This window comes from Streptomyces sp. AC627_RSS907 (assembly GCF_019049165.1).
This window is the reverse complement of sequence record NZ_JAGMUE010000049.1, coordinates 47,730-73,487: the sequence shown is the minus strand read 5'-3', so window position 1 is coordinate 73,487 and position 25,758 is coordinate 47,730. Positions and strand designations below refer to the sequence as shown.

Here is a 25,758-nt window from a genome sequence, read left to right as displayed (position 1 = left end):
CGCGCGGAGGTGCGACGGCCCCGGGCGCCACCCGGGGCCGCCGTCAGTGCAGCGCTTCCTCGATCGACCTCAGGGGCAGGGCGAACAGCATGCGGCCCGACTGGGACCAGACCTCGCCGGTCTGCGCCCAGTACGACAGGGAGCCCGCGGGCCCGCTCCAGCACCGCTGCGACCGGTCCGCCCCGCACTCCGCGACCCGCGCGCCCTCCGTGTCCTGCCGCCACAGGGCCCCGCGCCCCTCCCGCCCGCCGGCCGCCCGTCCCAGGTACCAGTCGGGCCGGTCGGCGCCGGCCGGGCGGTGCGACAGCACGCCGCCCACCTCGGCCGCCCCGGTCTCGTACGCCTCCAGCGCGTCGACGTGCCCGGCGGAGTCCGCGGCCGGAAGCCCGGAGCGGGCCGGGTCCGGGCTGAACGCGTAGCGCCACAGCCGGGCGGGCCGGTCGCCGTCCGCGGACACCCGCTCGCTCGCCACCAGGCTGGCGGGCACCGTGCCGCGGTCCAGGGAGATCGCGCCGGGACGCGCGGCGCCGTCGGCGGCGGAGAGCCGGTACGTGGCGACGGCGGGCAGCACGTACCGGTGGCCGTTCGCCGCCCAGCCTCCCGGCACCCGTCCGACGGCGTCCGCCCGCGTGGTGGCGCGCTGGACGCGGTCCATGTCGTACGCGTACAGCGCCTCGCGGTCCCCGGCGCCGGTGGTGACCAGCAGTTTGTCCTGGTACCAGACCATGCCGGAGACGGGGGAGTCGAGCCCCCGGTAGTCCTGGCCGCCGTCGACCGGGACGGCGAGGAGCGCCGAGGTGTAGCTCAGGTGGTCGGGGTCGTCGGCGTCGACGAAGGAGACCCGGGCGAGGCCGCCCCCGGGCGTGGCGTCGTCGCGGGCCCAGGCGGACAGGACGACGCGGTGGGCTCCCCAGCGGCCGTCCTCCTCGGCGTCCCCGGAGGTGGTGACCGCGCCGGGACGCCAGCCCGCGGTGTCGCCGTCGTCCCAGCAGTAGGCGCGGGTGGCGGCCGGGGAGACCGGCAGCGCCTCCCGTTCCTCGCTCGTGCAGTCGGCGGCTTCGCGCAGGGTGCGGTCGGCGGAGTCGAGGACGGTGTCGACGCCCACCGGGTCGCCCATCGCGGAGGAGAGCCGGTCGAGCCAGGCTCCCGGCACGCGGTGCTCCGTCAGCCGCAGCGCGCCGGTCTCGGCGGCGGAGGTGAGGGGCTTCAGGGCGCCGGGGTCGTCGGCCATCGTGGCCTGCGAGGCGCTGATCATCGTGGCGGCGCCCGTCAGGGCGAGGGCCGCTCCGGTCAGGGCGGCGCGCAGCGCCCTGCCCCGTCTGCGTCGGCGGTGTCTGCCGCGATGCTTCATAGAACCTCCACAGGCACCGGATCAACTGGGCTTGACGGTCCTTGCGTTGACCGTGGCGCAGTTGGGGCGGTCCGTAGAGGATGCTACGACAGACGGAGGGGTCCGCGGACGCGGACGGCGCGAATATGCGTAGAGCAGCCGGATTTGCGGCCGTCCGGGGTGGGCCGGACTGTCCCCGGCCCCGGGGCGAGAGGACGCCCGTCGTTCAGGACGCCGGTACGGACCGTCCTTCAGGACCCCGGTACGGACCGCCGTTCAGGACCCCCGGTACGGACCGCCCTTCAGGACCCCGACGCCGGCCGCCTTTCAGGACCCCGACGCCGGCCGCCCTTCAGGACGCCCCGGTGCCGGCCGCCGACGGTCCGTGACCGCCGGTGCCGTCGAGTGGGGGAGCAGGTCGCGGGGGTCGTCCGGGAGGAGCACCTCGACCTCGGCGTCCTCGCAGAAACGATACGGCCGATGGTCCAGATACGCCCCGAGATACCGCCTCACCCGCGACATCTCCGCCCGTACCGTCACCGTGCGGGCCGGGGCGCCGAACATGTCCTGGGCCAGCTCCGCGGCGCTGCGCCCGGCACGGTGGACGGCCAGCAGGTACAGCACCTCGGCGTGCCGGGGACTCAGCTCCCGGGCCCAGGCCTCCGCGCCGCCCAGCACCCGCACCGACCAGCGGCGCGGCTGCCCGAGGTCCAGCACGATCCGGACGGCGCCGTGCGCCACCGGCTCCCCGGCGGCCCGCACCAGCCAGCCCTCGCCCAGCGGTTCGAGGAGGCACGCCCCGAACGACGGCAGCCACCCGGTCCCCGCCGCCGAGGGCCGGGGCAGCGCCACCCGGTCCACGTACGGCATGCCCGTCACCGCCGCCGTCCAGCCGTCCCGGTCCACCACCAGGGCCCGCCCGTCCAGCCGGGCCAGCACCGGCGCCCCCACCGCCCGCAGCCGCTCCAGCGACCGCACGTGCAGCTCGCGCAACCGGGCCTCGGCGAGCTTGGCCACCGAGTCGACCCAGGCGAGCGTGGCCGGGTGCATCGTCTCCAGCGGCCCGCTCACGTCGACCACACCGAGCAGCCGGCCGTCGCGCGGATCGGTGAGGGGCGCCCCGGCGCAGGTCCAGGTCGCCTGGGACCGTACGAAGTGCTCGGAGGCGAAGACCTGTACGGGCCGCCGGGTGACCGCCGGCGTGCCCACGCCGTTGGTGCCGACCACTTCCTCCCGCCAGTCCGCCCCCAGCTCGAGACCGAGCCCGTCGGCCCTCCGCAGCACCGGTGCGCTGCCCTCCCGCCACAGCACCCGGCCGTCGTCGTCGGCGACCACCATGATGTGGTGGGCGACGTCCGCCACCGACAGCAGCCCCTCCCGCAGCACCGGCAGCACGTGCCGCAGCGGCGAGGACTCCCGCCGCCGCCGGACCTCCTCCGGGGACAGCAGCCCGGCGCGGAAGTCGTGCTCCGGATCGACCCCGCTGCGCAGCATCCGCTCCCAGGACTGCTCGATCACCGGACGCGGCGCCACCGGGACGCGCCCGCCCGAGAGCCTGGCGGAGCGGACCTCGCTGAGCATCCGCGCCGCCCGCGCCGTGTCGACGGCGGCGAACTGCGTCACGTCCATCGGCGAGAGCGCCACTGGTCCTCGTCCTCCTGGAAACCGGGGCCGGGGTGAGCGCGCCCGCGGCCGGCCGCGGGCCCGTGCGCGTCCCGGACGCTCGTCTCATAATGACCGCTTCCCCACGGCTCGCGGGCACGGTCCGCGCACAGTCGGCAGCAAGTTGCAACCCCTTGCAACCCTGGTGAACCACCGTGCCGGTGTCCAAACTTGAACCACGCCGTCCCGAGCGGCGTACGCGGCCTGAACGGGCCCGTGTGGCGGGGGTGGTGCCGTGTCGGCGCGGCGCCACCCCCGCGCCGCGCGGCGGCGGATTCAGGCCACCGGGCGGGCCCGCTCCACCACCGACGCCAGATCGAGCGTCGGCGGCAGCGTGCCGAAGGCCGCGCCCCCGTCACCGCCCAGCCGCGCCGCGCAGAACGCGTCGGCGACCTCCGGCGGCGCGTACCGCACCAGCAGTGCGCCCTGGAGCACCAGCGCCAGTCGCTCCACCAGCCGGCGCGCCCGCCCCTCGGCGGCCTCCAGGTCGGCCAGGTCCGTCAGCAGGTCCCGGATCGCCGCGTCCAGGCGGTGGTCGGCGCCGCGCGCCAGGCCGACCTCCGTCAGGTACGCGTCCAGCGCCGGCGGTTCCCGCCGCAGCGCCCGCAGCACGTCGAGGGCCTGCACGTTGCCCGCGCCCTCCCAGATGGAGTTCAGCGGCGACTCGCGCACCAGCCGGGGCATCCCCGACTCCTCGACGTACCCGTTGCCGCCCAGGCACTCGGCGGCCTCCACCGTCACCGGCGCGCAGCGCTTGGTCACCCAGTACTTGGCCGCCGGCACCGCCAGCCGCAGCAGTGCCCGCTCCCGCTCGCTCCCGTCGGCGGCGGCGTCGTAGGCCGCCGCCAGCCGCAGCGCGAGCGTGGTCGCCGCCTCCGACTCGATCGCGAGGTCCGCCAGGACGTTGCGCATCAGCGGCTTGTCGACCAGCTTCCCGCCGAAGGCCTCCCGGTACGCGCAGTGGTGCACCGCCTGCGCCACGGCCTGCCGCATCAGCCCCGCCGACCCCAGCACGCAGTCGAGCCGGGTCGCCGCCACCATGTCGATGATGGTGCGCACCCCGCGCCCCTCCTCGCCGACCCGGCGTGCCCAGGTCCCGGCGAACTCGACCTCGGCGGAGGCGTTGGACCGGTTGCCCAGCTTGTCCTTGAGCCGCTGGAGCAGGAACACGTTGCGGGTGCCGTCCGCCAGCACGCGCGGCACCAGGAAGCAGGTGAGCCCTCCCGGAGCCTGCGCCAGCACCAGGAACCCGTCCGACATGGGTGCCGAGCAGAACCACTTGTGCCCGGTCAGCTCGTACGTGCCGTCCTCGGCCAGCGGCCGGGCGGCGGTGGTGTTGGCCCGTACGTCGCTGCCGCCCTGCTTCTCCGTCATGCCCATCCCGAACAGGGCACCGGCCTTCAGGTGGGCGGGCCGCAGCTCGCGGTCGTACACCTGGGAGGTCAGCCGCGGCTCCCACTCGGCGGCGAGGTCCGGGTCGGCGCGCAGGGCCGGCACCGCCGCGTGCGTCATCGACAGCGGGCAGCCGTTGCCGGCCTCGACCTGGGTCCACATGAGGAAACCGGCCGCCCGCCGCACGTGCCCGCCCGGCCGGGACCAGGCCGCGGTCAGACCGGCGGACACGCCCTTGCCCAGCAGCCGGTGCCAGGCCGGGTGGAAGTCGACCTCGTCGACGCGGTTGCCGTAGCGGTCGTGCGTGCGCAGGACCGGCGGGTTCGCGTTGGCCAGGGCCCCCCATTCCTGCGTCTGGGCCGATCCGCAGCCGCGGCCCAGGCCCGACAGCTCCGCCCGCGCCTCCTCGCGCAGCTCCGGTGCCAGATGCCGTTCGACGGCCGCCGACAACGCCCGGTCGGCGGTGAAGACGTCGTAGCCGACCAGCGGCGGGACCTGGTTCGTCACGGTGTGGGTACTGCCTGTCATGACCGCGAACCTATCGTGCCGGGGGAGCGGAGGGGGCCGTCTCGGGCCGGAGGGCGTCCGCGGATGAGTGTGGTCCCCCGCGACGGATACCTTTAGGTCGTGCAGCCAGCAAGTGAATCCCCCGAACGGCCCTCCGGCCGGCTCCATCGCGCCCGGGTCCTGTACCGGAACGTCTCCAAGCGGAGGACCGCCTGGCTGTTGCTCAAGGACACCGTCAACTCGTGCATGGAGTACCGCATCCTCGGCCTGGCCGCCGAGGCCGCGTTCTTCACCCTGCTGTCGGTGCCGCCCCTGCTGCTGAGCGTCCTCGGCCTGCTCGGCTACGTCGACCTGTGGATCGGCGCGGACACCACGCAGAGCCTGCGCGCCAACATCGAGGACGCCTCCCGCGCGGTGCTCTCCGAGCGGGGCGTCGAGCAGATCACCGAGCCGATCCTGGACGACGTGACCAAGGGCGGCCGGCCCGACGTCATCTCCATCGGCTTCCTGTTCGCCCTGTGGTCGGGCTCCCGCGCGGTGAACGTCTTCATCGACACCATCACCGTGATGTACGGCCTCGACGGCGTCCGGGGCATCGTCAAGACACGTCTGATGGCGTTCCTGCTCTTCCTCGTCGCCCTGCTGATCGGGTCGGTCGCGCTGCCCCTGATGGTGGCCGGCCCGGACGCCGTGGTGCGGGTCGTGCCGTGGTCGACGACCGTCGTCCAGGTGCTGTACTGGCCGGTCGTCATCATCCTGTCCGTCGCGTTCCTGACCACGCTCTACCACGTCTCCGTGCCCGTACGCTCCCCGTGGATCGAGGACGTGCCCGGCGCGCTGGTCGCCCTCGCGATGTGGGTGCTCGGCAGCTTCCTGCTGCGCATCTACCTCACCAACACCGTCGAGGGCCCCACCATCTACGGCTCCCTCGCCGCGCCCGTCGCCGTGCTGCTGTGGATCGGCGTGTCCGCGTTCGCCGTGCTCGTCGGGGCCGCGGTCAACGCGGCCATCGACCGCGTCTGGCCGGCCGCCGCCACCGCCGCGGCCCGCGAGGCCAACGAACGGCTGCGGCAGGCCCAGGTCGCCGAGTACGTGGCCCGCGCCGCCGCGAGCGGCGAGGCGGACCCCGACATGCCCTCCGAGTTCCCGGAACGCTGGTCCCGGTTCCTGCCCCCGGAGGACGTCACGGCCCGCCTGCGCACCCCGCTGAAGAGCGCGCCGCCCGCCCACCACAACAACCACGACCACAACGGGCACGGGCATGGCGGGCACGGACACGGACACGACAAACCGGAGGCTTCGTGACCGGCCGGTCCGTCCGGTCCGGCCGGACCGGCAGGGGGGCCTCCTAGGACCGGCCTAGGACCGGCCGACGGTGGCCGGGTCCCACGCCCCCGCCGCCGCGCCCTCCCGTACGAAGGCCCCGAAGTCCCTCGGCGCGCGGCCCAGCACCTGCTGGACACCGTCCGACAGATGGGCGTTGCGGCCGTCGAGGAGGGAGCCGAACAGCTCCACCAGGAACGCCACCTCCTCCTCCGGTACCCCGAACCCGGCCAGGTTCTCGCCGTACTCGTGCGGCGGGACGGCCCGGTACGTCAGCGCGCGGCCCGTCTCCTGCGCGATCTCGGCGACCGCCTCCCCGAAGGTCAGCAGCCGTGGTCCCGAGACCTCCAGCACCTGCCCGGCGTACCGCTCGCCCGAGGTCAGCGCCGCCACCACCACGTCCGCGAGGTCCCGCAGGTCCACGAACGGCTCCCCGACCGCACCGGCCGGGAAGACCAGCCCGCCGTGCTCGCGCAGCTCCGTCACCAGCGGGCCCTCGCTGAAGTTCTGCGCGAACCAGGCGGACCGCACGACCGTCCAGTCCGCGCCCGCCCCGGCCAGCGCCTCCTCGGCGGGCCGCGCCTGCTCCTCGCCCCGCGCCGACAGCAGCACCAGCCGCCGTACGCCGAGCCCGGCCGCCTCCCGCGCCAGCGCGCCGACCGCCCCGGCGGCGTCGGGGGCGCCGACGTCGGTGGGATACGCCAGGTAGGCGGCGTCGGCGCCGCGCAGGACGTCCGCCCAGGTCGACCGGTCCTGCCAGTCGAAGCCGGTCGACCTGGACGCCGCCCGCACGGTCAGCCCGGCGGCCCGCGCCGCCCCGGCCACCCGCCGACCGGTACGACCGGACGCCCCCGTCACCACGACCGTCATCTCCGCTTGCGTGCTCGTCTTCGTCATGCGTCCAGTCAACTGCCGTGCGCCGCACGTTCCCATCGCCGAACGGCTCACGGCCATACGCGTGCGTCCACGCCGTCTACGCTGTGACGCCATGGACGCACTCGCCGGTCTGCTGGAGGGCCCCCGCGCCCGTGGCGCGTTCATGATCCGCGCCTGTTTCGACCCCCCGTGGGCCGTGCGCGTCGAGGACGGGGCGCCGCTGACGGTGATGCTGATGGTCCGCGGCGACGCCTGGATCGTGCCCGACACGGGGGAGCGGCTGCGGCTGCGGGCCGGCGACCTCGCCATCGCGCGCGGACCCGACCCCTACACCTGCGCCGACGACCCCGCCACGGCACCGCAGGCGGTGATCCTGCCCGGCGGCGCGTGCAGCTACCCCGACGGACGCCCGCTGAACGGCTCGATGGACCTCGGCGTGCGCACCTGGGGCGACCGGCCCGACGGCGGCGCCGTGCTGCTGATCGGCACCTACCTGGTGCGGGGCGAGATCGGCGGCCGGCTGCTGGACGCCCTGCCGCCGCTGCTGTCCCTCACCTCCGACGTGTGGGACTGCCCGCTGACGCCCCTGCTGGTGACGGAGGTCACGCGGGACGAGCCGGGTCAGGAGGTCGTCCTGGACCGTCTCCTCGACCTCCTGGTCATCGCCGCCCTGCGCGCCTGGTTCGCCGGCCCGCGGGCGGAACCGCCCGCCTGGTACCGGGCCCTGGGCGACCCGGTCGTCGGACGGGCACTGCGACTGATCCAGGACGACCCGGCGCACCCGTGGACGGTCGCGTCCCTCGCCGCCAAGGCCGGGGTCTCCCGCGCCGCGCTCGCCCGGCGCTTCACCGACCTGGTGGGCGAGCCCCCGATGACGTACCTCACCGGCTGGCGCCTCGCGCTCGCCGCCGACCGGCTGCGCGACACCGAGGACACGCTCGGCGCGATCGCCCGCCAGATCGGCTACAGCAGCGCGTTCGCCCTGTCCACCGCCTTCAAGAGGGTGTACGGGGTCAGCCCCCAGGAGTACCGCACGCCGACGGCGTAGCCTGGCACGCGTGTACGCGGAACGCGCCTCCCGGCTGCCCGGCGCGGTGGTGTGGACCAGCACGCCGACCGGGCCCGGCACGGGGCGTGTCCTGCCCGACGGCTGCATGGACCTGCTCTGGCACGACGGCCGGCTGCTGGTGGCGGGCCCCGACACCCGCGCCCACGTCACCGGGGGAGCCCCCGGCCCCTGGGCGGGCGTCCGCTTCTTCCCCGGCACCGCGCCCACGCTCCTCGGTGTGCCCGCCGAGGAACTGCGCGACCGGCGCGTCGACCTCACCGACCTCTGGCCGGCCGCCCGGGCCCGGCGCCTGGCCGCACGGGTGAACGCGGCCCCCGACCCGGCGAGCGGCCTGGAGGAGGCGGCACTGTCCCGGGCGGCCGACACCGAGCCCCCCGACCCGTTGCTGCGCCGGATCGTGGCCGCCCTCGACGCGGGCCGTCCGGTCGCCACCACCGCCGACGAACTCGGCCTGAGCGCCCGCCAGTTGCACCGGCGTTCCCGGGCGGCCTTCGGCTACGGCCCCAAGACGCTGGCCCGCGTACTGCGGCTGCGGCGCGCCCTGGCCCTGGCCCGCGCCGGCACGCCCCTCGCCGAGACGGCCGTCCGGGCGGGTTTCGCGGACCAGGCGCATCTGGCGCGGGACGTGAAGGAGTTGGCGGGCGTGGCGCCCGGAGAGCTACTGCGCCTGCGTGGACAGCGGCGCGAACAGGTCGACGCCGTTCCCGTCCGGGTCGTTCACGACGGCGTACCGCTGCCCCCAGACGGCGTCCCAGGGCCCCAGCTCGCCGTGGCAGCCGGCGCCGGTCAGCTCCTCGTAGAGCGCGTCCACCTCGGCGGGTGAGTCGCACAGCAGGGCGAGCGAGTGCCGCCCGCCACCGGACGGCGGCTGCCATCCGGGGTGGAAGGAGCGGACGGACTCCTCGGTGTCGAGCAGCAGACGGATCCCGCCCGGCAGTCCGGCCTCGGCGTGCGGCTGGGCCTCGGCGCCCTCCGGGAACGCGAAACCGATCCGGCGGTAGAAGGTCACGGACGCGGCCATGTCGGAGACGACGAGGCCGATGGCGTTGAATCGTGCGGTCATGGGGCCACCGTAGGCAGGGCGTCCGGGGGTGGTCTTGAAGGAATCGGACACGGAACGAGCCGGGCGGGACGAGCCGGACACGGAACGAGCCGGGCGGACGGAGTCGGGCGGAACGAGCCCGCTGTGGAACACCTGTGCGGCAGGATGGGCGCATGAACCGTCGCGCACGCGTCCTGCCGCTGTTGCTGACCCCGCTGCTGCTCACCGCCTGCGGTACGGAAGACCACCTGGCCGAAGACCCGGCCGCCGCCGGCACCGCCGCCACTTCGTCCGCCACCGCGTCCGCCGCGGCGGGGGAGGCCCCTCCCGCACAGGCCCCTCCCGCACCCGACGGACTGGAGAACCGGGCGAAGGCGCTGGGGATGGCTCCCGAGCTGGTCTACGTCACCCGGGTCCCCGGTTTCACCCTGGCCCAGCAGTCCGTCGGCGTGATCGGCGACGACGGCTTCTCCGCCACCTACGTGACCGGCGCGGGAGCCATGGTCCGCATCTCCGTCGAGCGGGGCTCGATGAGCCGGGACACCTGCCGCAGCCGGCCGGTCGGCGACATGAGCGGTGAACGGACCACATGTGAGCCGGAGGGCGGGACGCTGTACCGCACGGGCGGCGGACGGCACGAGTACGCGCTGCCGAAGAGCGGGCACGTGGTGAAGGTGTCCGCCGACACGGACGCCGTGTCGCGCGAGGTCCTGCGCGGCGCCGCCGCGTCCGTCCACCGGCCCGGAGCCGCGGAGGCCGCGGCCACCCTGCCGTCACCGCGGCCCGCCACCACACCCGTGGAACGCGGCGACCTGCCCCGGTTCGGCGAAGGGCCACCCGACAACAGCGTGGACGTGGTCGGCTGAGCCGGGGATGTGATCGGCGGGATGCTCAGGCGGTGCGCGGGGGTGCCGTGCTCGCGCGGTCGACGAGGCGGGTCGAGAGCTCCGTGCGCGTGCTTTCCGGGTGGTGGCCGTCCATCATGCGCAGCAGCAGGCGCAGGGCCGTGGCCGACATCTCCGAGAGGGGCTGGCGCACCGTGGTCAGGGCGGGGGTGACCCAGCGGGCCTCGGGCAGGTCGTCGAAGCCGACCACGCTCATGTCGTCCGGCACCGTCACCCCCCGCTCGGCCAGCGCCTCGTAGACGCCGAGGGCCATCGCGTCCGAGCAGACGAACACGGCCGTCGGCGGGACGGGCAGGTCCAGCAGTTCCCGTGTGCGCCGGCGGGCCGCGGCCCGGTCGAAACCGGCGTGGCGGACGTACTCGGGGCGATGGCGCACGCCCGCCGAGGCGAGGGCGGAACGGTAGCCCGCGACACGCGCGTCGCTGCACGGCCTGCGCCGCCGGCCGGCGACGACGGCGATCCGCTCGTGACCGAGGCCCAGCAGGTGCTCGGTCGCCGTCACGCCGCCCTGCCAGTTCGCCGCGCCCACGGACACCACGCCCGGCGGAGGTTCCACCGCCGGGTCGATCATCACGAAGGGAATGCGCTGCTGCTCCAGCCAGGCGTACTGGGTGGCGGTCAGCTCGGCCAGGTTGAACAGCACCCCGGAGGAACCACGCGTGACGAGCCTGTCCAGCCAGCCGGGCTCCGGCCGCCGTTCCTCCCGGGGGCCGGAGCGGGAGCGGTTCAGGCCCACCGAGAGGACGACCTCCAGCCCCGCGTCGTACGCCGCCTCCTCCACCCCGTGCAGCACCGCGCCCGACCAGGAACTCTCCAGGGAGTGCACGACGAGGTCGACCATCCGGGGGCCCTTCAGGGAGTCGAACCGCGGTCGTCGCACGTAGCCGAGCCGGTCCAGTGCCTCCACCACGCGGCGGCGGGTCTCGGGTGCGACGTCCTCGCGGCCGTTGACCACCTTGGACGCGGTCGGCACCGAGACCCCCGCCTCGCGGGCCACCACCGCCAGCGTCGGCCCGGCCGACGTGCTCGCACTCGCCGCACGGACCATGGGGTAACCACCTCTCCGGCCCGCCCGAGGGCCCGGGGATAGAAAGCGCTTCCTATTCTAGGTTTGCCGGGGTGCGGACGGGAAGACCGAGGACTGCCGGGGTCCGGCCGCTACCCCGTGAAGGTCGCGACGGTTTCCAGGCCGGCGTGGCGCAGGGTGCGGTGGACGGCGGGATGGGCGCCGCGGACGGTGACGGCGGCGGGCTCCGGCGCCCGGGTGACCGCGCGCAGCAGGGCGTAGGCGCAGGCCAGGTCGAGGTGGTGCAAGTCGCCCATCTCCAGGGTCCACGCGCCCGGTCGGCTCAGACGCGGGTCGAGGAGGAGTTCCTCCAGTACGCGCAGCGCGTGGGAGTCCAGGTTGCCGGAGAAGGTCAGAACGGTGTGTTCCCCGTCGGCCTCGGTGATCCTCACGGGGGCGGCCTGACCGGGGTGGTGAGGGTCGGCGGTCACGACGGCCTCCTCGGCAGCACGTGTGGGCGTGTCTTCCATTGTCCCGCGGTGGTGTCGCGTTCTCCCGGTGGCGTCGGGCGCGGCCGGCCGCCCCGGAATACGCTCGGGCGCGGTGGCGCTCTTGTACGAGCGGCGAGTGGCGAACGGTGGCGGGGCGGCGCTGCGAAAGGCTGGTGCGCATGATGGCAGGCCAGGCAGAACCCGTGGTCAGCACACCCCACGGGGCGGTACGCGGCAGATACGAGCACGGCGTCGCGGTGTTCCGGGGCATTCCCTACGCGGCGCCTCCCGTCGGCCCCCGAAGATTCCGGCCGCCCGTGCCCCCGGACCGCTGGGACGGTGTGCGCGACGCGACCGCCTTCGGCCCGACCGCGCCCAAACCCCCGTACTCCGAGGCCTTCGCCCAGTACCTCTCCGACCCGGCGGTCCCCGGCGACGACTGCCTCAACCTCAACGTCTGGACCCCCGAGCCGGGCCCCGGCGCCCGCCTGCCGGTCCTGGTCTGGCTGCACGGCGGCGCCCTCACCAGGGGCTCTTCCGCCGTTCCCGTCTACGACGGCCGCCGCTTCGCCCAGAACGGCGTGGTCTGCGTGTCGCTCAACTACCGACTGGGCGTCGAGGGCTACGGACTGTTCCCCGACGCCCCCGCCAATCCGGGACTGCGCGACCAGATCGCCGCCCTGGAGTGGGTCCGCGACTCGATCGCGGCCTTCGGCGGCGACCCCGACCGGGTCACCCTCGCCGGCCAGTCCGCCGGCGCGATCAGCACCGGCGCCCTCCTCGCCGCCCCGCAGGCCCAGGGCCTGTTCCGGCGGGCGGTGCTGCAGAGCGGGGCGCCGGAGGCCTCCGACCGCGACAAGGTGCGGCGGATGGTCCGCCGGATGGCTGCCCGGCTGAAGATCCCCGCCACGGCCGAGGCCTTCGCCGCCGCCGACCGGGGGCAACTGCTGCGTGCCCAGGCCGAGGTCGGCAGGCTCAGCAGCCCCATACTGGGCGGACCCGCCTTCGGGATCGTCGTCGACGGGGACGTGGTCCCCCGTGATCCCCTGGAGGCGCTCGTCGACGGCGACGCGGCACCCGGTGTCGACCTGATGATGGGCTGGACCCGCGACGAGTACCGGCTGTGGCTGGTCCCCGGCGGCCTCCTGGAGCGCGTCGACCGGCTCGGCGCGGTCGCCCTCGCCGGAGCGCGGGCCCGCTGCCGCTGCGGCAACGAGGTCGTACGCGGCTACCGCGCCCTGCACCCGGACGCCGGCACCGCCGAGACCGTCGGTCAGCTCGTCACCGACCACCTGCTCCGCGTGCCGCTCCACCGCCTGGCCGACGCCCGGCCCGGGTCGTCCTACGTCTACGAGTTCGCCTGGCCCTCGAACCTGCCCGACCTCGGCGCCTGCCACGCCCTGGAGCTGGGCTTCGTCTTCGACTCCGGGGACGTGCCGGAATCACGCAGGCTGGCGGGCGAGGGCGCTCCGCGCGAGCTGGCGGACGCGATGCACGGGGCGTGGGTCCGGTTCGCGCGGTCCGGGGACCCCGGGTGGGACGCGTGGGACGCCACGCATCCCGTGCGGGTGTTCGGCGCGGGCGAACCGACCGTGACGTACGGTCCGCGCGACGCCGAACTCGACCTGTGGCAGGCCGACGTCACCACGCGAGGAACGCGGTCCAGGCGTCTGGTGCGACGGTGATGTGCGGGGTGGTGGGGGCGGTTTTGGAGTCGCGGATGTGGATGGCGGTGGGTTCGGCGGCGACTTCTACGCAGTTGCCGCCCTCGTCGCCGCTGTAACTCGACTTGCGCCACTCGTAGGCGACTTCGATGCAGTTGCCGCCCTCGCTGCCGCTGTAGCTCGACTTGAACCACCGAAGCGCGGTGCTGCTCATTGTTCTCCCAGGAGACGGTCCAGTAGATCCCTCGTGTCCTCGGGCGTGAGGGCCTGTGACCGCAGCATCGCACACTTCTGCGTGAGGATCGCCACCTCGTCTGGATCAGCGATCAGTTGGCTGCCGCGCTGGTTTTCCGCATAGGCGAGTCGCTGGTGTTCGGGTGTCTCCAGCAGGACGAAGGGGCCGTCGAGCGAAGCATGACTGGCCCGGTCGAGGGGCAGCACCTGAAGCATGAGGCCCGGCAGCTCCGAGCACTCGCGCAGGTGGCGGAGCTGCTCCGCCCAGACCGTCCGGCCCCCGATCGGTGCCCGGACGACCGGCTCCCAGACCACGAAACAGGTGATCGGTGGTTCCTTGCGGTGCAGGATGCCCTGCCGCTCGATGCGTGCCGTCGCCAACTGGGCGATCTTGTCCTCGTCGTAGAACGGCACACGGCTGCGGAACACCGCCCACGCGTACGCTTCCGTCTGGAGCAGCCCCGGCAACACCTGGTTCTCGTACGACGAGATGGCGATGGCCTCCCGCTCCCTGTCCAAGAACTCCTCCGCCCACAGCGGAACCAGATCCACCTCCGGCATCTTGCTCAGCGCGATCGACAACGCGCCCTTGGTCCCCAGGAGTTCGTCGAGTTGCTCGGCGAGATCCGGCTTCAGTGGGCGTCTGCCCTGTTCGATCGAGGCGATCTGCTGCTCGCTGATGACGAACCGCTCGCCCAACGACCTCTGCGTGTGTCCGGCGGTCTGGCGATAGAGGGCGAGCAGCGCCCCCACCATCTTCATCGCGGAGGCGTTCCTCCGTGCCGTCGTGCCCATGAGGTCGACTCCCCAGCCGTGCGCGTACGTTCACTCCAGCGCACTCGTACAGCCCGGCTGTACGGAGATGCGCACTGTCTCATCATGGCCACGGAGCGTGACCCTCGTCCCGTGAACAAGGAAACTCAACCCCTGTCCCCCCGTGAGCGCTTCTACCGCAGGGAACGCCGGTCCGTCCCCGCCGCGAGGGCGTTCGCGCGCGAGGCTCTTGCCGAGTGGGGTGTGCGAGAGCGTGCCGACGACGTCGTGCTGTGCGTCAGCGAACTGGCGACCAATGCCCTGGTGCACGGCGTGCCGCCCGGCCGGGGCTTCCTGCTGAGGCTGCTGCCCTGCGGTGACAGCGTGCGCGTCGAGGTGCACGACAGCGGGGACGGCGTACCGGCGGTGCCGCTGACGTGTGGGCAGGAGCCCGGCGAGGGTGGGCGCGGGCTGCTGCTCGTGTCGGAGCTGGCGGACAAGTGGGGCGTGGGGGAGCGGGAGCCCGGCAAGATCGTGTGGTGCGAGGTGGGTGTCGCTTAGGTGGGCCGGCCCCGGGCACGCCGCTCACCGGGCGGTCGGTGCCGACTCGCCCCCGGTCGCCTGCTGGGTGAGGGCGTTCCAGCCGTGTTCCAGGAGTTCGAAGGCGCGCGTGATCGCCAGGCGGGGGTCCTCGTGGCCGTAGGCCGTGCGGGGGGCTTCCAGGGCGAAGTGGGCCAGGGCGCCGCAGGCGGGGTCGTCGGCGGCGAGGTCGCTCTCCTCGGCGATGGCCCGCGCGAGGGCGGCGGTGTGGCGCAGCCACATGTTCTGGGCGTAGTCGCGGAGCGCGGGGGTGTCGGCCACCAGGTCGGTGAAGGCGGCGAAGCGCGCGTCGCCGGCGGCCGTGACCAGCCGGGCCGACAGGGCGTGTTCGCGCAGCGCGGCGGGGATGGACTGGCCTTCGGGGCGCTCGCGGACGGCGGCGAGCAGGCGGGCCTCGTGGTCGGATTCCTCGTCGAAGACGAGGGCCTCCTTGACGGGGAAGTGCTTGAACAGCGTGGTCGTGGACACGTCCGCGGCGTCCGCGATCTCGCGGACGCTGACCGCGTCGTAGCCGCGCTCCAGGAAGAGGCGCAGGGCCGCGTCGGCGATGGCCTGACGCGTGGCGGCCTTCTTGCGTTCGCGGCGTCCCATCGGAGTAGGTGGGGCTTCCGTTGCGGGGTCGGTCGTCATGGCACCAGCCTACCCAAAGAGTGGTCCGACTTAAAAAGTTGAGTCGTTGCACTTATTGAGTCGGTGTGCTTTTCTGATGTGGCGGTCACGGGGACCCGCCGGTGCTCACCGCCCGGCCCGCCCCGCCCCGGTCCGCCCATCCCGCAGCGCGACAGTCGCCGTGCTGCCGTGCGCCACGAACGGAGCAGCATCATGAGCACCCCCCGCATCGCCGTCATCGGCGCCGGTCCCGGCGGCCTGACCTGCGCGCGCATCCTCCAGCGACACGGCGTCACCGTCACCGTCCACGACCGCGACCCGGGCCCCGGCACCCGGAACCAGGGCGGCACCCTCGACCTGCACGCGGACAACGGGCAGATCGCCCTGCGCGAAGCCGGCCTCCTGGAGGAGTTCTTCGCGCTGTCGCGTCCCGAAGGGCAGGAGATGCGCCAGCTGGACCCGAGTGGCGCGACCCTCTTCCACCACGTTCCCGAGGAGGGGGAGCGCCACAAGCCCGAGATCGACCGTGGCCGGCTCCGCGACCTGCTGCTGGGGTCGCTCCAGCCCGGCACCGTGAACTGGGGCCGCGCCCTGCACGCCGTCGGCGGGCCCGACGAAGGGCCCCGGCAGCTCCACTTCACCGACGGCACCACCGTCGAAGCCGACCTCGTCATAGGCGCCGACGGCGCCTGGTCCAAGGTCCGCCAGGCCGTCTCCGGGGCCACCCCCCGGTACAGCGGCGTGAGCTTCCTGGAGGCCTGGTTCGACGACGTCGAGACTCGGCACCCGGACATCGCCGGACTCGTCGGACAGGGCAGCGCCGCGGCGGCCGACGGGGAGCGGGGCCTGTTCGCTCAGCGCAACAGCGGCGACCACATCCGCGTCTACATCATCCAGCGCGTGCCGGTCGACTGGATCAGCGCCGAGGGCCTCACCACCGGGGACACGGACGCCCTCCGCGCCCTCCTCCTGGAGCGCTACGGCGACTGGTCGCCCCGCCTGCGCCGGCTGATCGCCGACAACGACGGCCGCTACGTCGACCGGCCCATCTTCGCCCTGCCCGTCCCGCACGTCTGGGAGCACAGCCCCACGGTGGCCCTGCTCGGAGACGCGGCCCACCTCATGCCCCCGCTCGGCGTCGGCGTCAACCTCGCCATGCTGGACGCCTGCGAACTCGCGCTCGCCCTCGTGCGGCACGAGACCGTCGACGACGCCGTCCGCGCCTACGAGAAGACCATGCTGCCGCGCTCCACGGAGACGGCCCGACTCCTCGACGGCGCCGCCGAACACCTGCTCTCCACCGAGCTGCCGGACTTCACCGGCGACGGCCCCCACGGCCACTGAACACCCCCGGGCCGCCGCGGGGCACCCGGCGTCAGCGCGTCGCCGCGACCGCCCTGATCGTGTCCGGGCCCACCCGGCAGCAGCCGCCGATCAACCGGGCCCCGGACGCCCGCCAGGCCCGCACCAGGCCGGCGTCGAAGGAGGAACGTCCGCGCCAGGCGCGGGCCTGAGCGTCCCAGGCCTCGCCGCTGTTGGGGTAGACGACGACCGGCTTGCCGGTGACACGGGCGGCGACCTCGACCGCACCGGCCGCGTCCTCGGGCGCGCAGCAGTTCACCCCCACCGCGATCACCTCGTCCGCGTCGGCGGCCGGCGCGAAGGCCTCCTCCAGCGGCTGCCCGGCGCGGGTGCGGTCGCCCACGACGGTGTACGACAGCCAGGCCGGTACGCCGAGACCGCGGACCGCCCGCAGCAGCGCCGCCGCCTCGTCGGTGTCGGGGACGGTCTCCAGCGCGAGCACGTCGGGGCGGGCGGCGGCCAGGACCTCCAGGCGCGGCCGGTGGAAGCGCTCCAGTTCGTCGACGCCGAGCCCGTACCGGCCCCGGTACTCGGAGCCGTCCGCCAGCATCGCGCCGTACGGACCGGCCGACGCCGCCACCCACAACCGACGTGTCACCCGCGCCCTGCGGGCCGCCTCGCGGGCCAGCTCCACACTGAGGGCGAGCAGCCCGGCCGCCCGCCGACGGCCGATGCCGCGCCGGGCGAAGCCCTCGAAGGTGGCCTGGTAGCCGGCGGTGATCGCCACGTCCGCGCCCGCCGTGAAATAGGCGAGGTGGGCCTCGGTGATCGCCTCGGGGTCCTCGGCGAGCAGCCGCGCCGACCACAGCTCGTCGCTCAGGTCGTGCCCGGCCGACTCGAGCTGGTTGGACATGCCGCCGTCGAGCACGAGCGGACCGGCGGCGAGGGCGTCGGCGAAGTCGCTGGTCATGTGACGACGCTAGTCCAACCCCGTCCGACCCGTTGACCTCCACCGGCCACCCCCTTACCTTTTCGACGTTCGTCATGCCACACGGTGTTCGGGATATCGAACATCGGATGATGTCGTGGAGAGGGATTCCGCATGAGCCGCGCCGCCGATCTGCCCGACGAGCCCGCAGCCCCCGCCCGACGCCTGCTGTTGAAGGGCGCCGCGGCAGCGGGAGCCCTGGCCGCCGTCCCCGCCGTCCCCGCGTCCGCGTCCGCCGCCGCGCCGGGGAAGGACGCCCCGTACGCGAACCCGCTCGTCCGCAACCGCGCCGACCCGCACATCCGCCGCCACACCGACGGCTTCTACTACTTCACGGCCACCGCCCCCGAGTACGACCGCATCATCCTGCGCCGTTCCCGCACCCTGGGCGGCCTGGCGACCGCCGACGAGTCCGTCATCTGGCGCAAGCACGCCACCGGCGACATGGGCGCGCACATCTGGGCTCCGGAGATGCACCACATCGGCGGCAAGTGGTACATCTACTTCGCCGCCGCACCCGCCGAGAGCGTCTGGGACATCCGCATCTGGGTCCTGGAGAACTCCCACCCCAACCCCTTCCGGGGGACCTGGGTGGAACGGGGCCAGGTGAAGACGGCCTGGGAGACCTTCTCCCTCGACGCCACCACCTTCACCCACCGGGGCACCCGCTACCTGGCCTGGGCGCAGCACGAGCCCGGCATGGACAACAACACCGGTCTGTTCCTGTCCAGGATGGCGAACCCCTGGACCCTGACGGGGCCCCAGGTGCGGCTCTCGACGCCCGAGTACGACTGGGAGTGCGTCGGCTTCAAGGTCAACGAGGGCGCGTCGGTCATCGCCCGCAACGGCCGCCTGTTCATGACGTACTCGGCCAGCGCCACCGACGCCAACTACTGCATGGGCCTGCTGACGGTGGACGCGGACGCCGACCTGATGAACCCCGCGAACTGGTCGAAGTCGCCGGAGCCCGTCTTCACCAGCAACGACACCACCCGGCAGTACGGCCCCGGCCACAACTGCTTCACCGTCGACCGGGACGGCCGCACCGACGTCCTCGTGTACCACGCCCGCCAGTACAAGGAGATCGACGGCGACCCCCTCCACGACCCCAACCGGCACACCCGTGTTCAGCGGCTCGGCTGGAAGGCCGACGGCACCCCCGACTTCGGCGTCCCGGTGGCCGACGCGCCGAGGGGGCGCGGCTGACACGGGACGCGCGTACGCCGCCGGCGTCACCCTCCGCCCGGTCGCCCGGGACCCGCACGGCCACCGCCTGCCGGTCCGGGGCCGCCCTCCGTCCGCTGCCGCGCGGCGCGGTACGGGCGCGCTGATCCGGCGGCTCCGGGGCGGACGGGGCGGACGGCCGGCCACGGGAGCACGCACCCGTGGCCGGGCCGCGGCCGGCCCGGCCAGGCCCCGGCACACTTCGGCCGGGACCGAAACAACGGCCCCCTAGCGTGCGGTGCATGAACGCCACGCACACCTCCGCCACGCACACCTCCGCCACGCCCGCCGAAGCCGTCACCGCCATGGTCGACCACGTCCTCGCCCTCGCCGCCACCTGGACCCGCTGGGACGGGCGGCCCGCGCACGTCGACGACCGCGTCTACACCCCGCACAAGGCGATCCGGCGGGTCGCCGACCACCTGGTCGACCACCTCGCCGAGCTGGAGGCACGGCTGGCGGGGGAGCAGCCGCAGCCCGACCACTGGCACGCCTCCGTGATCACGACGGACGCGGACCGCGCCCCCTTCACGCGGGAGGACCTGGACGAGGCCCGCAGCCGCCTCACCCGGCTGGCCCGGATCTGGGCCAACCGCCTCGACGCGCTCACCGACGAACAGCTCGACCACTCGCCCGGCGAGGGCTGGAGCTTCCGCGAACTCGCCCGGCACGTGGAGGAGTCCGCGTACTACGCCGACGCGGTGGGTGACCTCTCGTGACCGCCTTCGCCGATCTCCACCGGGCCGGCGAGCCGCTGCTGCCGCCGTGCGCCGGGGACCACGCCTCCGCGCACGCCCTGGCCGGGCAGGGCTTCCGGACGGTCGGCACGACCGGCCTCGGCGTCGCGGCGCCGTGAAGTCAGCGTGCGCGCGGGCCGTCCTGCTCCCGGGGCCAGTGCTCCAGCGCCACGTGCAGCGCCTCGACCGCCTTGTCCCAGGAGGCCTGGACGTCGCGCGGGGCGGCGAAGCCGCCGGTGGCCTCCAGGACGCAGTAGCCGTGGAAGGTGCTGCGCAGCAGACGTACGGCGTCGGTGAGGTCGGGCTCGGTGAGGCCGTAGCCGCGGAGCATGCCATGGGTGACCTCCGCGGTGCGGCGCAGGGAGGGGGAGCCGGGGAGCAGGGACGGGTCCACGCGGATCTGGGTCGCGGCGTAACGGCCCGGGTGGCGCAGGGCGTACGCCCGGTAGGCGCCCGCGAAGGCGGCCAGGGCCTCCTTGCCGGCCCGGCCCGCCACCGCGGTCGCGATCTCGTCGATCAGCTCGCCGCCGGCCAGCAGCGCGACCCGGACGCGCAGGTCCTGGAGGCTCCTGACGTGCGTGTACAGGCTCGCGTCCTTCACCCCGAAGTGCCGGGCCAGCGCGGAGACGGTGACGCTCTCGAAGCCGGTCCGGTCGGCGAGGTCGGCGGCGGCGGCGACGACGCGGTCGGTTGTCAGACCCGCACGGGGCATGGGCCACCTTCCCGGCTTCCTAGGGCTCCTAGGTTTCATGCTAGGGCAGGCAGGGCGGCAGGCGGGGCTCACCTCAGAGTCGTTCAACGTTCATCTTCTGCCTCGATTCTCCTCACAGCCGCGAACGGCGGCGACATCCAGGAGGGGCTTCATGGGGCACGGACACGGGCACACGCACGGCCATCACCACCACGGGGACGCACACACCCACGACCACGAGCACGACGCCGCGCCGGCCCTGCCCGCCGCCTTCGACACCAGCGTCCCCGACGAGGCCCTGAGCCCCGAACAGCAGTCGCGCCGCGGCCTGCTGCGGCGTGCGGGCCTGCTCGGCGCCGGACTGGCCGCCGGGACCGTCCTGGCCCAGACCGCGACCGCCGCCCCGGCGCGCGCCGCGGGCAACGGCCGCCGCACCAAGGGCTTCCTCTGGCTCGCCGGCGACCACCACATCCACACCCAGTACAGCAGCGACGGCAAGTACCGCGTCGTCGACCAGGTGCGCCAGGGCGCCCGGCACGGCATGGACTGGCTGGTCATCACCGACCACGGCAGCGTCACGCACTCCAGGATCGGTGTGGAGAAGGTCAACCCGGACATCAGGGAGGCCCGCGCCGCCCACGAGGACACCCTCGTCTTCCAGGGCCTGGAGTGGAACATCCCGGCCGCCGAGCACGGCACCGTCTTCGTGCACCCCGGCAAGAACGAGGTCTCCGTCCTCAAGCAGTTCGAGAGCGGCTACGACGGCGCGGTCAAGGCCGCCACCGGCTCGTCGCCGGCCAACGAGGCGCTCGCCATCGCCGGCCTGACCTTCCTCTCCGAGCAGGTCAGGAGGCGCAAGGTCAAGGACGCCCTCATGCTCGCCAACCACCCGGCGCGCAAGGGCATCGACTCCCCGCACGAGATCCGCGCCTGGCGCGACGCCACCCCCGCCGGCCACCGCATCGCCGTCGGCATGGAGGGCGCCCCCGGCCACCAGGCCGGCGGCCTGCCCAAGCCGCTCGGCCCCGGCGGCGCCCGCGGCATCTACGACAACAGCCCCGGCAGCAACTCCTTCGCCGGCTACCCCCTGGAGAGCTACCGCACCTGGGGCGGCTTCGACTGGATGACCGCCACCGTCGGCGGCCTGTGGGACAGCCTGCTCGCCGAGGGCAAGCCCTGGTGGATCACCGCCAACTCCGACTCCCACCAGATCTACGGCGACACCGCGGCCCGCGGCGGCGGCGACTTCAACACCAACGGCCGCTACGACGACCCGGTCTACGGCGGCTCGATCGACATCACGGAGAACGACTACTGGCCCGGCTACTACAGCCGCACCCACGTCGGCGCGGAGGGCTTCTCCTACGCCGCCGTCATGGACGGCATCCGCGCCGGCCGCATCTGGGTCGACCACGGCCAGCTCATCAGCGGCCTCGACGTCCGCGTGTCCGGCGGCAGCCGCTGGGCCACCCTCGGCGGCGCCCTCCACGTCAGGAAGGGCACCCGGGTCACCCTCACCGTGGACGTGGCACTGGCCGGCGGCCCCAACTGGGCCGGATTCCAGCCGACCCTGGCCCGCGTCGACGTCATCCAGGGCGACGTCACCGGCGAGGTGAAGGACAAGGACACCTTCACCGCACCGTCCGCCAAGGTCGTCAAGTCCTACGAGGTGAACAAGTCCACCGGCACGGTCACCCTCACCTACGACCTCGGCCGCGTCGACCGCCCGGTCTACCTCCGCCTGCGCGGCACCGACGGCAACCGCTCCGCCGTCGGCGCGATGGGCGCCTCGGTCGACCCGGCGGGCCCGGCCATCGACGTCGTCGGCGACGCCGACCCGTGGCGCGACCTGTGGTTCTACTCCAACCCGGTCTGGGTCCTGCCCTCGTGACCCCACCGCCGTACGCCCTGCGCGTCGACACCGACGTGACGGAGCTCCGCGAGGCCGACCACCTGCTCCAGGACCTCGCGGGCGGACTCGGCCTCCCCGACGACGCGTTCGGCTGCACCCACCTGGTGGGGGACGGCGACCGGCGGCGCGTGGGGCTCTCCCTGGCAGCCGGGTCGCGAGCGGTGGTCGACGCCGCGCGCACCCGGCTCACGGCCCGGGGGCACACGGTGGCGGACGGCACCTGGGACGAGGCCGGACGCGCCGTGCTGTTCCCCGGCGCCGCCGCCCTGACGGGCACCCTCACGGTCGCCGAGCTGCTGGACCGCTCGGCGATCGACCGGGTCCGCGTCCTCGGCGCGCAGGGCGGGCCCGACCCCGGGGCCAGGCTCGTCACCCGCGAGTTCGTCCGCCCCCGGTGGGAACACGGCGAACTGGTCCTCGCCGCCATGCCCGCCGCCGGCGGCACGCTGGTCCCCTTCGAGGTCCCGGACCCCACACCGTGCTGCGCGGACCACTGAGGTGAGGGACGCGGCCCCCGCCGGAGCCGCGTCCCCGCGCGGGAGGCTCAGCCGGCCAGCACGTCCCGCACGAACGCGTTGGTGAACTTCCCCCGGGGGTCCAGCTCCGCCACCAGGCTCCGGAAGTCGTCGAGCCTCGGGTACAGCGCGCGCAGGGCCGCCGGCGGCGTCGTGAACACCTTCCCCCAGTGCGGCCGGGCCGCGAACGGGGCCAGCGCCTCCTCCAGCCGCCGCACGACCGGCAGCACCGCCGCCGTGTCCTCGACCCAGGTGAAGTGCGCCGCCACGGTGTCCCGCCCGTACGCCGGGCTCAGCCACTGCTCGTCGGCGGCGACCGTGCGTATCTCGCAGGTCTGGAGCACCGGCGCGACGGTCTCCCGTACGGCGTCCACGGCGTGCAGCGCGTCGAGCGCGTGCTCGCGCGGCATCAGGTACTCCGACTGGAGTTCGGCACCGCTGCTGGGCACGAACTCCGCCCGGAAGTGCGGCAGCCGTTCGTGCCAGGGGCCCGGCACCCCGAACTGCTCGGTGCAGTTGACCGCGGGCATGCCCGGCACCGGATGCATCTTCTCGACGGCCGGCGCCGCCCACGGGAAGCCGGCCGACGGCTGGTCGGTGCGCCGCTTGAGCCAGACCTGCCGGAAACCGGGCGCACGCCAGTCGGTGAACAGGCTCACGCTGTACGCCGCCGCCATCACCGTCCGGAACGTCGCCGCGTCCAGACCGGCGAGCGGCAACTCGGTGAAGACCTGCTGCCCGACCTCGTAGGCCGGCTCCAGGTCGAGGGTGAGCGCCGTCACCACGCCGAGGGCGCCGAGCGAGGTCACCGCCCCACCGAACCGCTCGTCGCCGCGCGCGAGGGTCAGCGTCGAACCGTCCGCCGTGACGAGCTCCACCTCGCGCACCACCGACGCCAGTGAGCCGTTGCCCACGCCGGAGCCGTGCGTGCCGGTCGCCACCGAACCGGCCACCGAGATGTGCGGCAGCGACGCCATGTTGGGCAGCGCCAGCCCCCGCGCGTGCACCAGCCGGGCCAGCTCCGCGTACCGGACACCGCCGCCCACCCGCACCGTACGGGCCTGCGTGTCCACGTCGACCTCGGGCGGCAGCCCGGCCAGCGACAGCAGGACGCCCTCCGGACCCGGCTCGGCGATCTCGTTGAAGGAGTGCCCGCTGCCCAGCACCCGGACGCTCGCGCTCTGGGCCACCAGGGACCGCAGCGCCCCCGGCGAATGCGGCCGGAGCACCTCCTTCGCCGTGTACGTGATGTTGCCGGCCCAGTTGGTCACGGTGGTGTCGGTCATGCCGCAGCCCCTCCCTGAGATCTCGAGATCCGCGAGGACCAGGAGTCCTCCGCCGGAAACCTACCTGCCACGCCGGAAGGGGACCCGGGCGGGAAGAGCCACGGGCGGGGGCATACCGTGAGAAGTCGAACGCCTGAGCCGGGAGGAGACACGGGATGGGCAGCCGTACCGCGCTGGTCGAGGATCTGATGGAGCGCTTTCCGCACGTACCGCGGGAAGCCGTCTTCAAGGAGGACCTGCTCCGCGGCGGGGTCGCCTTCGACCCCTCCGCGCTGAGCGACAACGAGGACGGCGAGGTCAAGCCGAAGTCGTACTTCATCTTCTCCTTCGACCACGGCACCCTGCCGGAACTGGGCGAGGCCGCCCTGCGCCGCCCGCCCGAGGAGATCATCCTCACCGGCGGCCCCTACGACCTGCGCCGCACCGTCGTCTCGGTCCGCGTGAACCCGGCCTCGCCCTACCGCGTCGCCGCCGACGAGCACGGCCAGCTCGGCCTCTACCTCGACGGCAGGCGCATCTCGGACGTCGGCGTGCCGCCCATGCCCGAGTACTACCGGCACAAGCTCTCCAACGGGAAGTCGGTCATGGAGGTGGCCCCGACCATCCAGTGGGGCTACCTGATCTACCTGACCGCGTTCCGCGTCTGCCAGTACTTCGGCGCCAAGGAGGAGTGCCAGTACTGCGACATCAACCACAACTGGCGCCAGCACAAGGCCGCGGGGCGGCCGTACACGGGCGTGAAGGACGTCGACGAGGTCCTTGAGGCGCTGGAGATCATCAACAAGTACGACACCGCCAGGATCTCCACCGCGTACACGCTCACCGGCGGCGCGATCACGTCGAAGGTCCAGGGGCTGGACGAGGCCGACTTCTACGGCCGGTACGCCAAGGCCATCGAGGAGCACTTCCCCGGCCGCTGGATCGGCAAGGTCGTCGCCCAGGCCCTGCCCAAGCCGGACGTCCAGCGGTTCAAGGACTACGGCGTGCAGATCTACCACCCCAACTTCGAGGTGTGGGACGAGTACCTGTTCAAGATGTACTGCCCCGGCAAGGAGCGGTACGTCGGCCGCGACGAGTGGCACAAGCGCATCCTGGACTCCACCGACGTCTTCGGCGCCCGCAACGTCATCCCCAACTTCGTCGCGGGCGTGGAGATGGCCGAGCCCTTCGGCTTCAAGACCGTCGACGAGGCCATCGCGTCCACCACCGAGGGCCTGCGCTTCTTCATGTCGCACGGCATCACGCCCCGGTTCACCACCTGGTGCCCCGAGCCCACCACCCCGCTCGGCAAGGCCAACCCGCAGGGTGCGCCGCTGGAGTACCACATCCGGCTGCTCCAGGCGTACCGCCAGACCATGGAGGACTTCGGCCTCTCCTCGCCCCCCGGCTACGGCCCGCCCGGCGCCGGCAACGCGGTCTTCTCCGTCAGCTCCTTCATGGACAGCCTGCCGGCGGACGAGCCCGCCCAAGCGTGAGCCGGCCGGTCCCGGCGGACCGGGAGAGCGGGCGCTCTTGAGGCTGTCGAGGAGGCTGTCGAGGAGCTGCCGTCAAGCCAGTGGCGTCCCCGTCGACGAGCCTCATGGCTTGTGTGTCCGTGACTGGTGATCCAAGGACGCGCCCGAACCGCCACGGCCTCGGCG

The 25,758-nt window shown here is 73.8% G+C and carries 25 protein-coding genes and 1 pseudogene; 13 read left to right on the top strand and 13 right to left on the bottom strand.

Annotated features, from left to right (window positions below; translation table 11 throughout):
• Positions 1-43 precede the first annotated feature (43 nt).
• The 3 genes from KUM32_RS13605 to KUM32_RS13595 all read right to left on the bottom strand — a co-directional run bounded on the left by KUM32_RS13605 (position 44) and on the right by KUM32_RS13595 (position 4,912).
• Positions 44-1,351, bottom strand: a complete 1,308-nt coding sequence (locus KUM32_RS13605; protein WP_217142116.1) for a hypothetical protein — start codon at positions 1,349-1,351, stop codon at positions 44-46.
• 306 nt (positions 1,352-1,657) lie between these two features.
• On the bottom strand, positions 1,658-2,974 hold the full coding sequence (locus KUM32_RS13600; RefSeq protein ID WP_217142115.1) for a GAF domain-containing protein: 1,317 nt from the start codon (positions 2,972-2,974) through the stop codon (positions 1,658-1,660).
• Between the two features lie 294 nt (positions 2,975-3,268).
• Entirely contained in the window at positions 3,269-4,912 is a 1,644-nt protein-coding gene (locus KUM32_RS13595; RefSeq protein ID WP_217142114.1) for an acyl-CoA dehydrogenase family protein, read from the bottom strand.
• A gap of 99 nt (positions 4,913-5,011) precedes the next feature.
• On the opposite strand from KUM32_RS13595, the gene KUM32_RS13590 reads away from it, so the two are divergent.
• Entirely contained in the window at positions 5,012-6,196 is a 1,185-nt protein-coding gene (locus KUM32_RS13590; RefSeq protein ID WP_217142113.1) for a YihY/virulence factor BrkB family protein, read from the top strand.
• Positions 6,197-6,250: 54 nt separating this feature from the next.
• Here KUM32_RS13590 and KUM32_RS13585 read toward each other — a convergent pair whose 3' ends face one another.
• The gene (locus KUM32_RS13585) at positions 6,251-7,111 is read right to left on the bottom strand and encodes an NmrA family transcriptional regulator (protein WP_217142112.1); all 861 of its coding nucleotides are present in this window, start codon (positions 7,109-7,111) and stop codon (positions 6,251-6,253) included.
• Between the two features lie 91 nt (positions 7,112-7,202).
• Between KUM32_RS13585 and KUM32_RS13580 the strand changes: the two genes are divergently transcribed.
• Both KUM32_RS13580 and KUM32_RS13575 read left to right on the top strand, forming a co-directional pair.
• Positions 7,203-8,138, top strand: coding sequence for an AraC family transcriptional regulator (locus KUM32_RS13580; RefSeq protein ID WP_217142111.1), 936 nt, complete (start codon positions 7,203-7,205; stop codon positions 8,136-8,138).
• A 10-nt stretch (positions 8,139-8,148) separates the two neighbouring features.
• Positions 8,149-8,826 (top strand): annotated as a pseudogene (locus tag KUM32_RS13575) (helix-turn-helix domain-containing protein); the annotation flags it as partial.
• Here the strand turns inward: KUM32_RS13575 and KUM32_RS13570 are convergent.
• Entirely contained in the window at positions 8,818-9,222 is a 405-nt protein-coding gene (locus tag KUM32_RS13570; protein ID WP_217142110.1) for a VOC family protein, read from the bottom strand. The pseudogene KUM32_RS13575 and the gene KUM32_RS13570 overlap by 9 nt on opposite strands.
• 152 nt (positions 9,223-9,374) lie before the next feature.
• On the opposite strand from KUM32_RS13570, the gene KUM32_RS13565 reads away from it, so the two are divergent.
• Entirely contained in the window at positions 9,375-10,067 is a 693-nt protein-coding gene (locus KUM32_RS13565) for a hypothetical protein (RefSeq protein WP_217142109.1), read from the top strand.
• Between the two features lie 25 nt (positions 10,068-10,092).
• On the opposite strand, the gene KUM32_RS13560 is transcribed toward KUM32_RS13565, so the two are convergent.
• Entirely contained in the window at positions 10,093-11,154 is a 1,062-nt protein-coding gene (locus KUM32_RS13560) for a LacI family DNA-binding transcriptional regulator (protein WP_217142108.1), read from the bottom strand.
• A gap of 110 nt (positions 11,155-11,264) precedes the next feature.
• A complete protein-coding gene (locus KUM32_RS13555) occupies positions 11,265-11,603 on the bottom strand; it encodes an STAS domain-containing protein (RefSeq protein WP_308408650.1) in 339 nt (112 codons plus the stop codon).
• Between the two features lie 179 nt (positions 11,604-11,782).
• Here KUM32_RS13555 and KUM32_RS13550 point away from each other — a divergent pair, with 179 nt between their 5' ends.
• Positions 11,783-13,288 carry a carboxylesterase/lipase family protein gene (locus tag KUM32_RS13550; RefSeq protein WP_217142106.1) on the top strand — a complete coding sequence of 502 codons (1,506 nt, stop codon included), beginning with the start codon at positions 11,783-11,785 and terminating at the stop codon, positions 13,286-13,288.
• Here KUM32_RS13550 and KUM32_RS13545 read toward each other — a convergent pair.
• Together KUM32_RS13545 and KUM32_RS13540 are read right to left on the bottom strand one after the other, a co-directional pair.
• Positions 13,245-13,481 (bottom strand): DUF397 domain-containing protein, encoded by a 237-nt coding sequence (locus KUM32_RS13545; RefSeq protein WP_217142105.1) that lies wholly within the window; start codon positions 13,479-13,481, stop codon positions 13,245-13,247. The two genes, KUM32_RS13550 and KUM32_RS13545, sit on opposite strands and share 44 nt — an antisense overlap.
• The gene (locus KUM32_RS13540) at positions 13,478-14,296 is read right to left on the bottom strand and encodes a helix-turn-helix transcriptional regulator (RefSeq protein WP_217142104.1); all 819 of its coding nucleotides are present in this window, start codon (positions 14,294-14,296) and stop codon (positions 13,478-13,480) included. The genes KUM32_RS13545 and KUM32_RS13540 overlap by 4 nt, the downstream gene beginning before the upstream one ends.
• Positions 14,297-14,407: 111 nt before the next feature.
• Here KUM32_RS13540 and KUM32_RS13535 point away from each other — a divergent pair, with 111 nt between their 5' ends.
• Positions 14,408-14,815: an ATP-binding protein gene (locus tag KUM32_RS13535; RefSeq protein WP_374227511.1), complete on the top strand. Its 408-nt coding sequence runs from the start codon at positions 14,408-14,410 to the stop codon at positions 14,813-14,815.
• Between the two features lie 24 nt (positions 14,816-14,839).
• On the opposite strand, the gene KUM32_RS13530 is transcribed toward KUM32_RS13535, so the two are convergent.
• Positions 14,840-15,484 (bottom strand): TetR/AcrR family transcriptional regulator, encoded by a 645-nt coding sequence (locus KUM32_RS13530; RefSeq protein ID WP_254405500.1) that lies wholly within the window; start codon positions 15,482-15,484, stop codon positions 14,840-14,842.
• A gap of 192 nt (positions 15,485-15,676) precedes the next feature.
• On the opposite strand from KUM32_RS13530, the gene KUM32_RS13525 reads away from it, so the two are divergent.
• Positions 15,677-16,807, top strand: a complete 1,131-nt coding sequence (locus tag KUM32_RS13525) for an NAD(P)/FAD-dependent oxidoreductase (RefSeq protein WP_217142102.1) — start codon at positions 15,677-15,679, stop codon at positions 16,805-16,807.
• 31 nt (positions 16,808-16,838) lie between these two features.
• Here the strand turns inward: KUM32_RS13525 and mmuM are convergent, their stop codons facing one another.
• Entirely contained in the window at positions 16,839-17,735 is an 897-nt protein-coding gene (mmuM, locus tag KUM32_RS13520) for a homocysteine S-methyltransferase (RefSeq protein ID WP_217142101.1), read from the bottom strand.
• 132 nt (positions 17,736-17,867) lie between these two features.
• Between mmuM and KUM32_RS13515 the strand changes: the two genes are divergently transcribed.
• The 3 genes from KUM32_RS13515 (at position 17,868) to KUM32_RS13505 (ending at position 19,833) form a co-directional block, all read left to right on the top strand.
• Complete coding sequence (locus KUM32_RS13515; protein WP_217142100.1) at positions 17,868-18,959, top strand: glycoside hydrolase family 43 protein; 1,092 nt, start codon at positions 17,868-17,870, stop codon at positions 18,957-18,959.
• A 260-nt stretch (positions 18,960-19,219) separates the two neighbouring features.
• A complete protein-coding gene (locus KUM32_RS13510; RefSeq protein ID WP_217142099.1) occupies positions 19,220-19,696 on the top strand; it encodes a hypothetical protein in 477 nt (158 codons plus the stop codon).
• Positions 19,693-19,833, top strand: coding sequence for a hypothetical protein (locus KUM32_RS13505; RefSeq protein WP_374227510.1), 141 nt, complete (start codon positions 19,693-19,695; stop codon positions 19,831-19,833). Before KUM32_RS13510 ends, KUM32_RS13505 begins: the two co-directional genes overlap by 4 nt.
• Positions 19,834-19,835: 2 nt before the next feature.
• Here KUM32_RS13505 and KUM32_RS13500 read toward each other — a convergent pair whose 3' ends face one another.
• Positions 19,836-20,426: a TetR-like C-terminal domain-containing protein gene (locus tag KUM32_RS13500; RefSeq protein WP_217142098.1), complete on the bottom strand. Its 591-nt coding sequence runs from the start codon at positions 20,424-20,426 to the stop codon at positions 19,836-19,838.
• A 151-nt stretch (positions 20,427-20,577) separates the two neighbouring features.
• On the opposite strand from KUM32_RS13500, the gene KUM32_RS13495 reads away from it, so the two are divergent.
• Together KUM32_RS13495 and KUM32_RS13490 are read left to right on the top strand one after the other, a co-directional pair.
• Positions 20,578-22,296: a PHP domain-containing protein gene (locus KUM32_RS13495; protein WP_217142097.1), complete on the top strand. Its 1,719-nt coding sequence runs from the start codon at positions 20,578-20,580 to the stop codon at positions 22,294-22,296.
• The gene (locus KUM32_RS13490; protein WP_217142096.1) at positions 22,293-22,814 is read left to right on the top strand and encodes a hypothetical protein; all 522 of its coding nucleotides are present in this window, start codon (positions 22,293-22,295) and stop codon (positions 22,812-22,814) included. Before KUM32_RS13495 ends, KUM32_RS13490 begins: the two co-directional genes overlap by 4 nt.
• Positions 22,815-22,861: 47 nt before the next feature.
• Here the strand turns inward: KUM32_RS13490 and KUM32_RS13485 are convergent, their stop codons facing one another.
• Complete coding sequence (locus KUM32_RS13485) at positions 22,862-24,118, bottom strand: D-arabinono-1,4-lactone oxidase (RefSeq protein WP_217142095.1); 1,257 nt, start codon at positions 24,116-24,118, stop codon at positions 22,862-22,864.
• Between the two features lie 155 nt (positions 24,119-24,273).
• On the opposite strand from KUM32_RS13485, the gene KUM32_RS13480 reads away from it, so the two are divergent.
• On the top strand, positions 24,274-25,593 hold the full coding sequence (locus tag KUM32_RS13480) for a radical SAM protein (protein ID WP_217142094.1): 1,320 nt from the start codon (positions 24,274-24,276) through the stop codon (positions 25,591-25,593).
• The last annotated feature ends 165 nt before the right edge of the window (positions 25,594-25,758 follow it).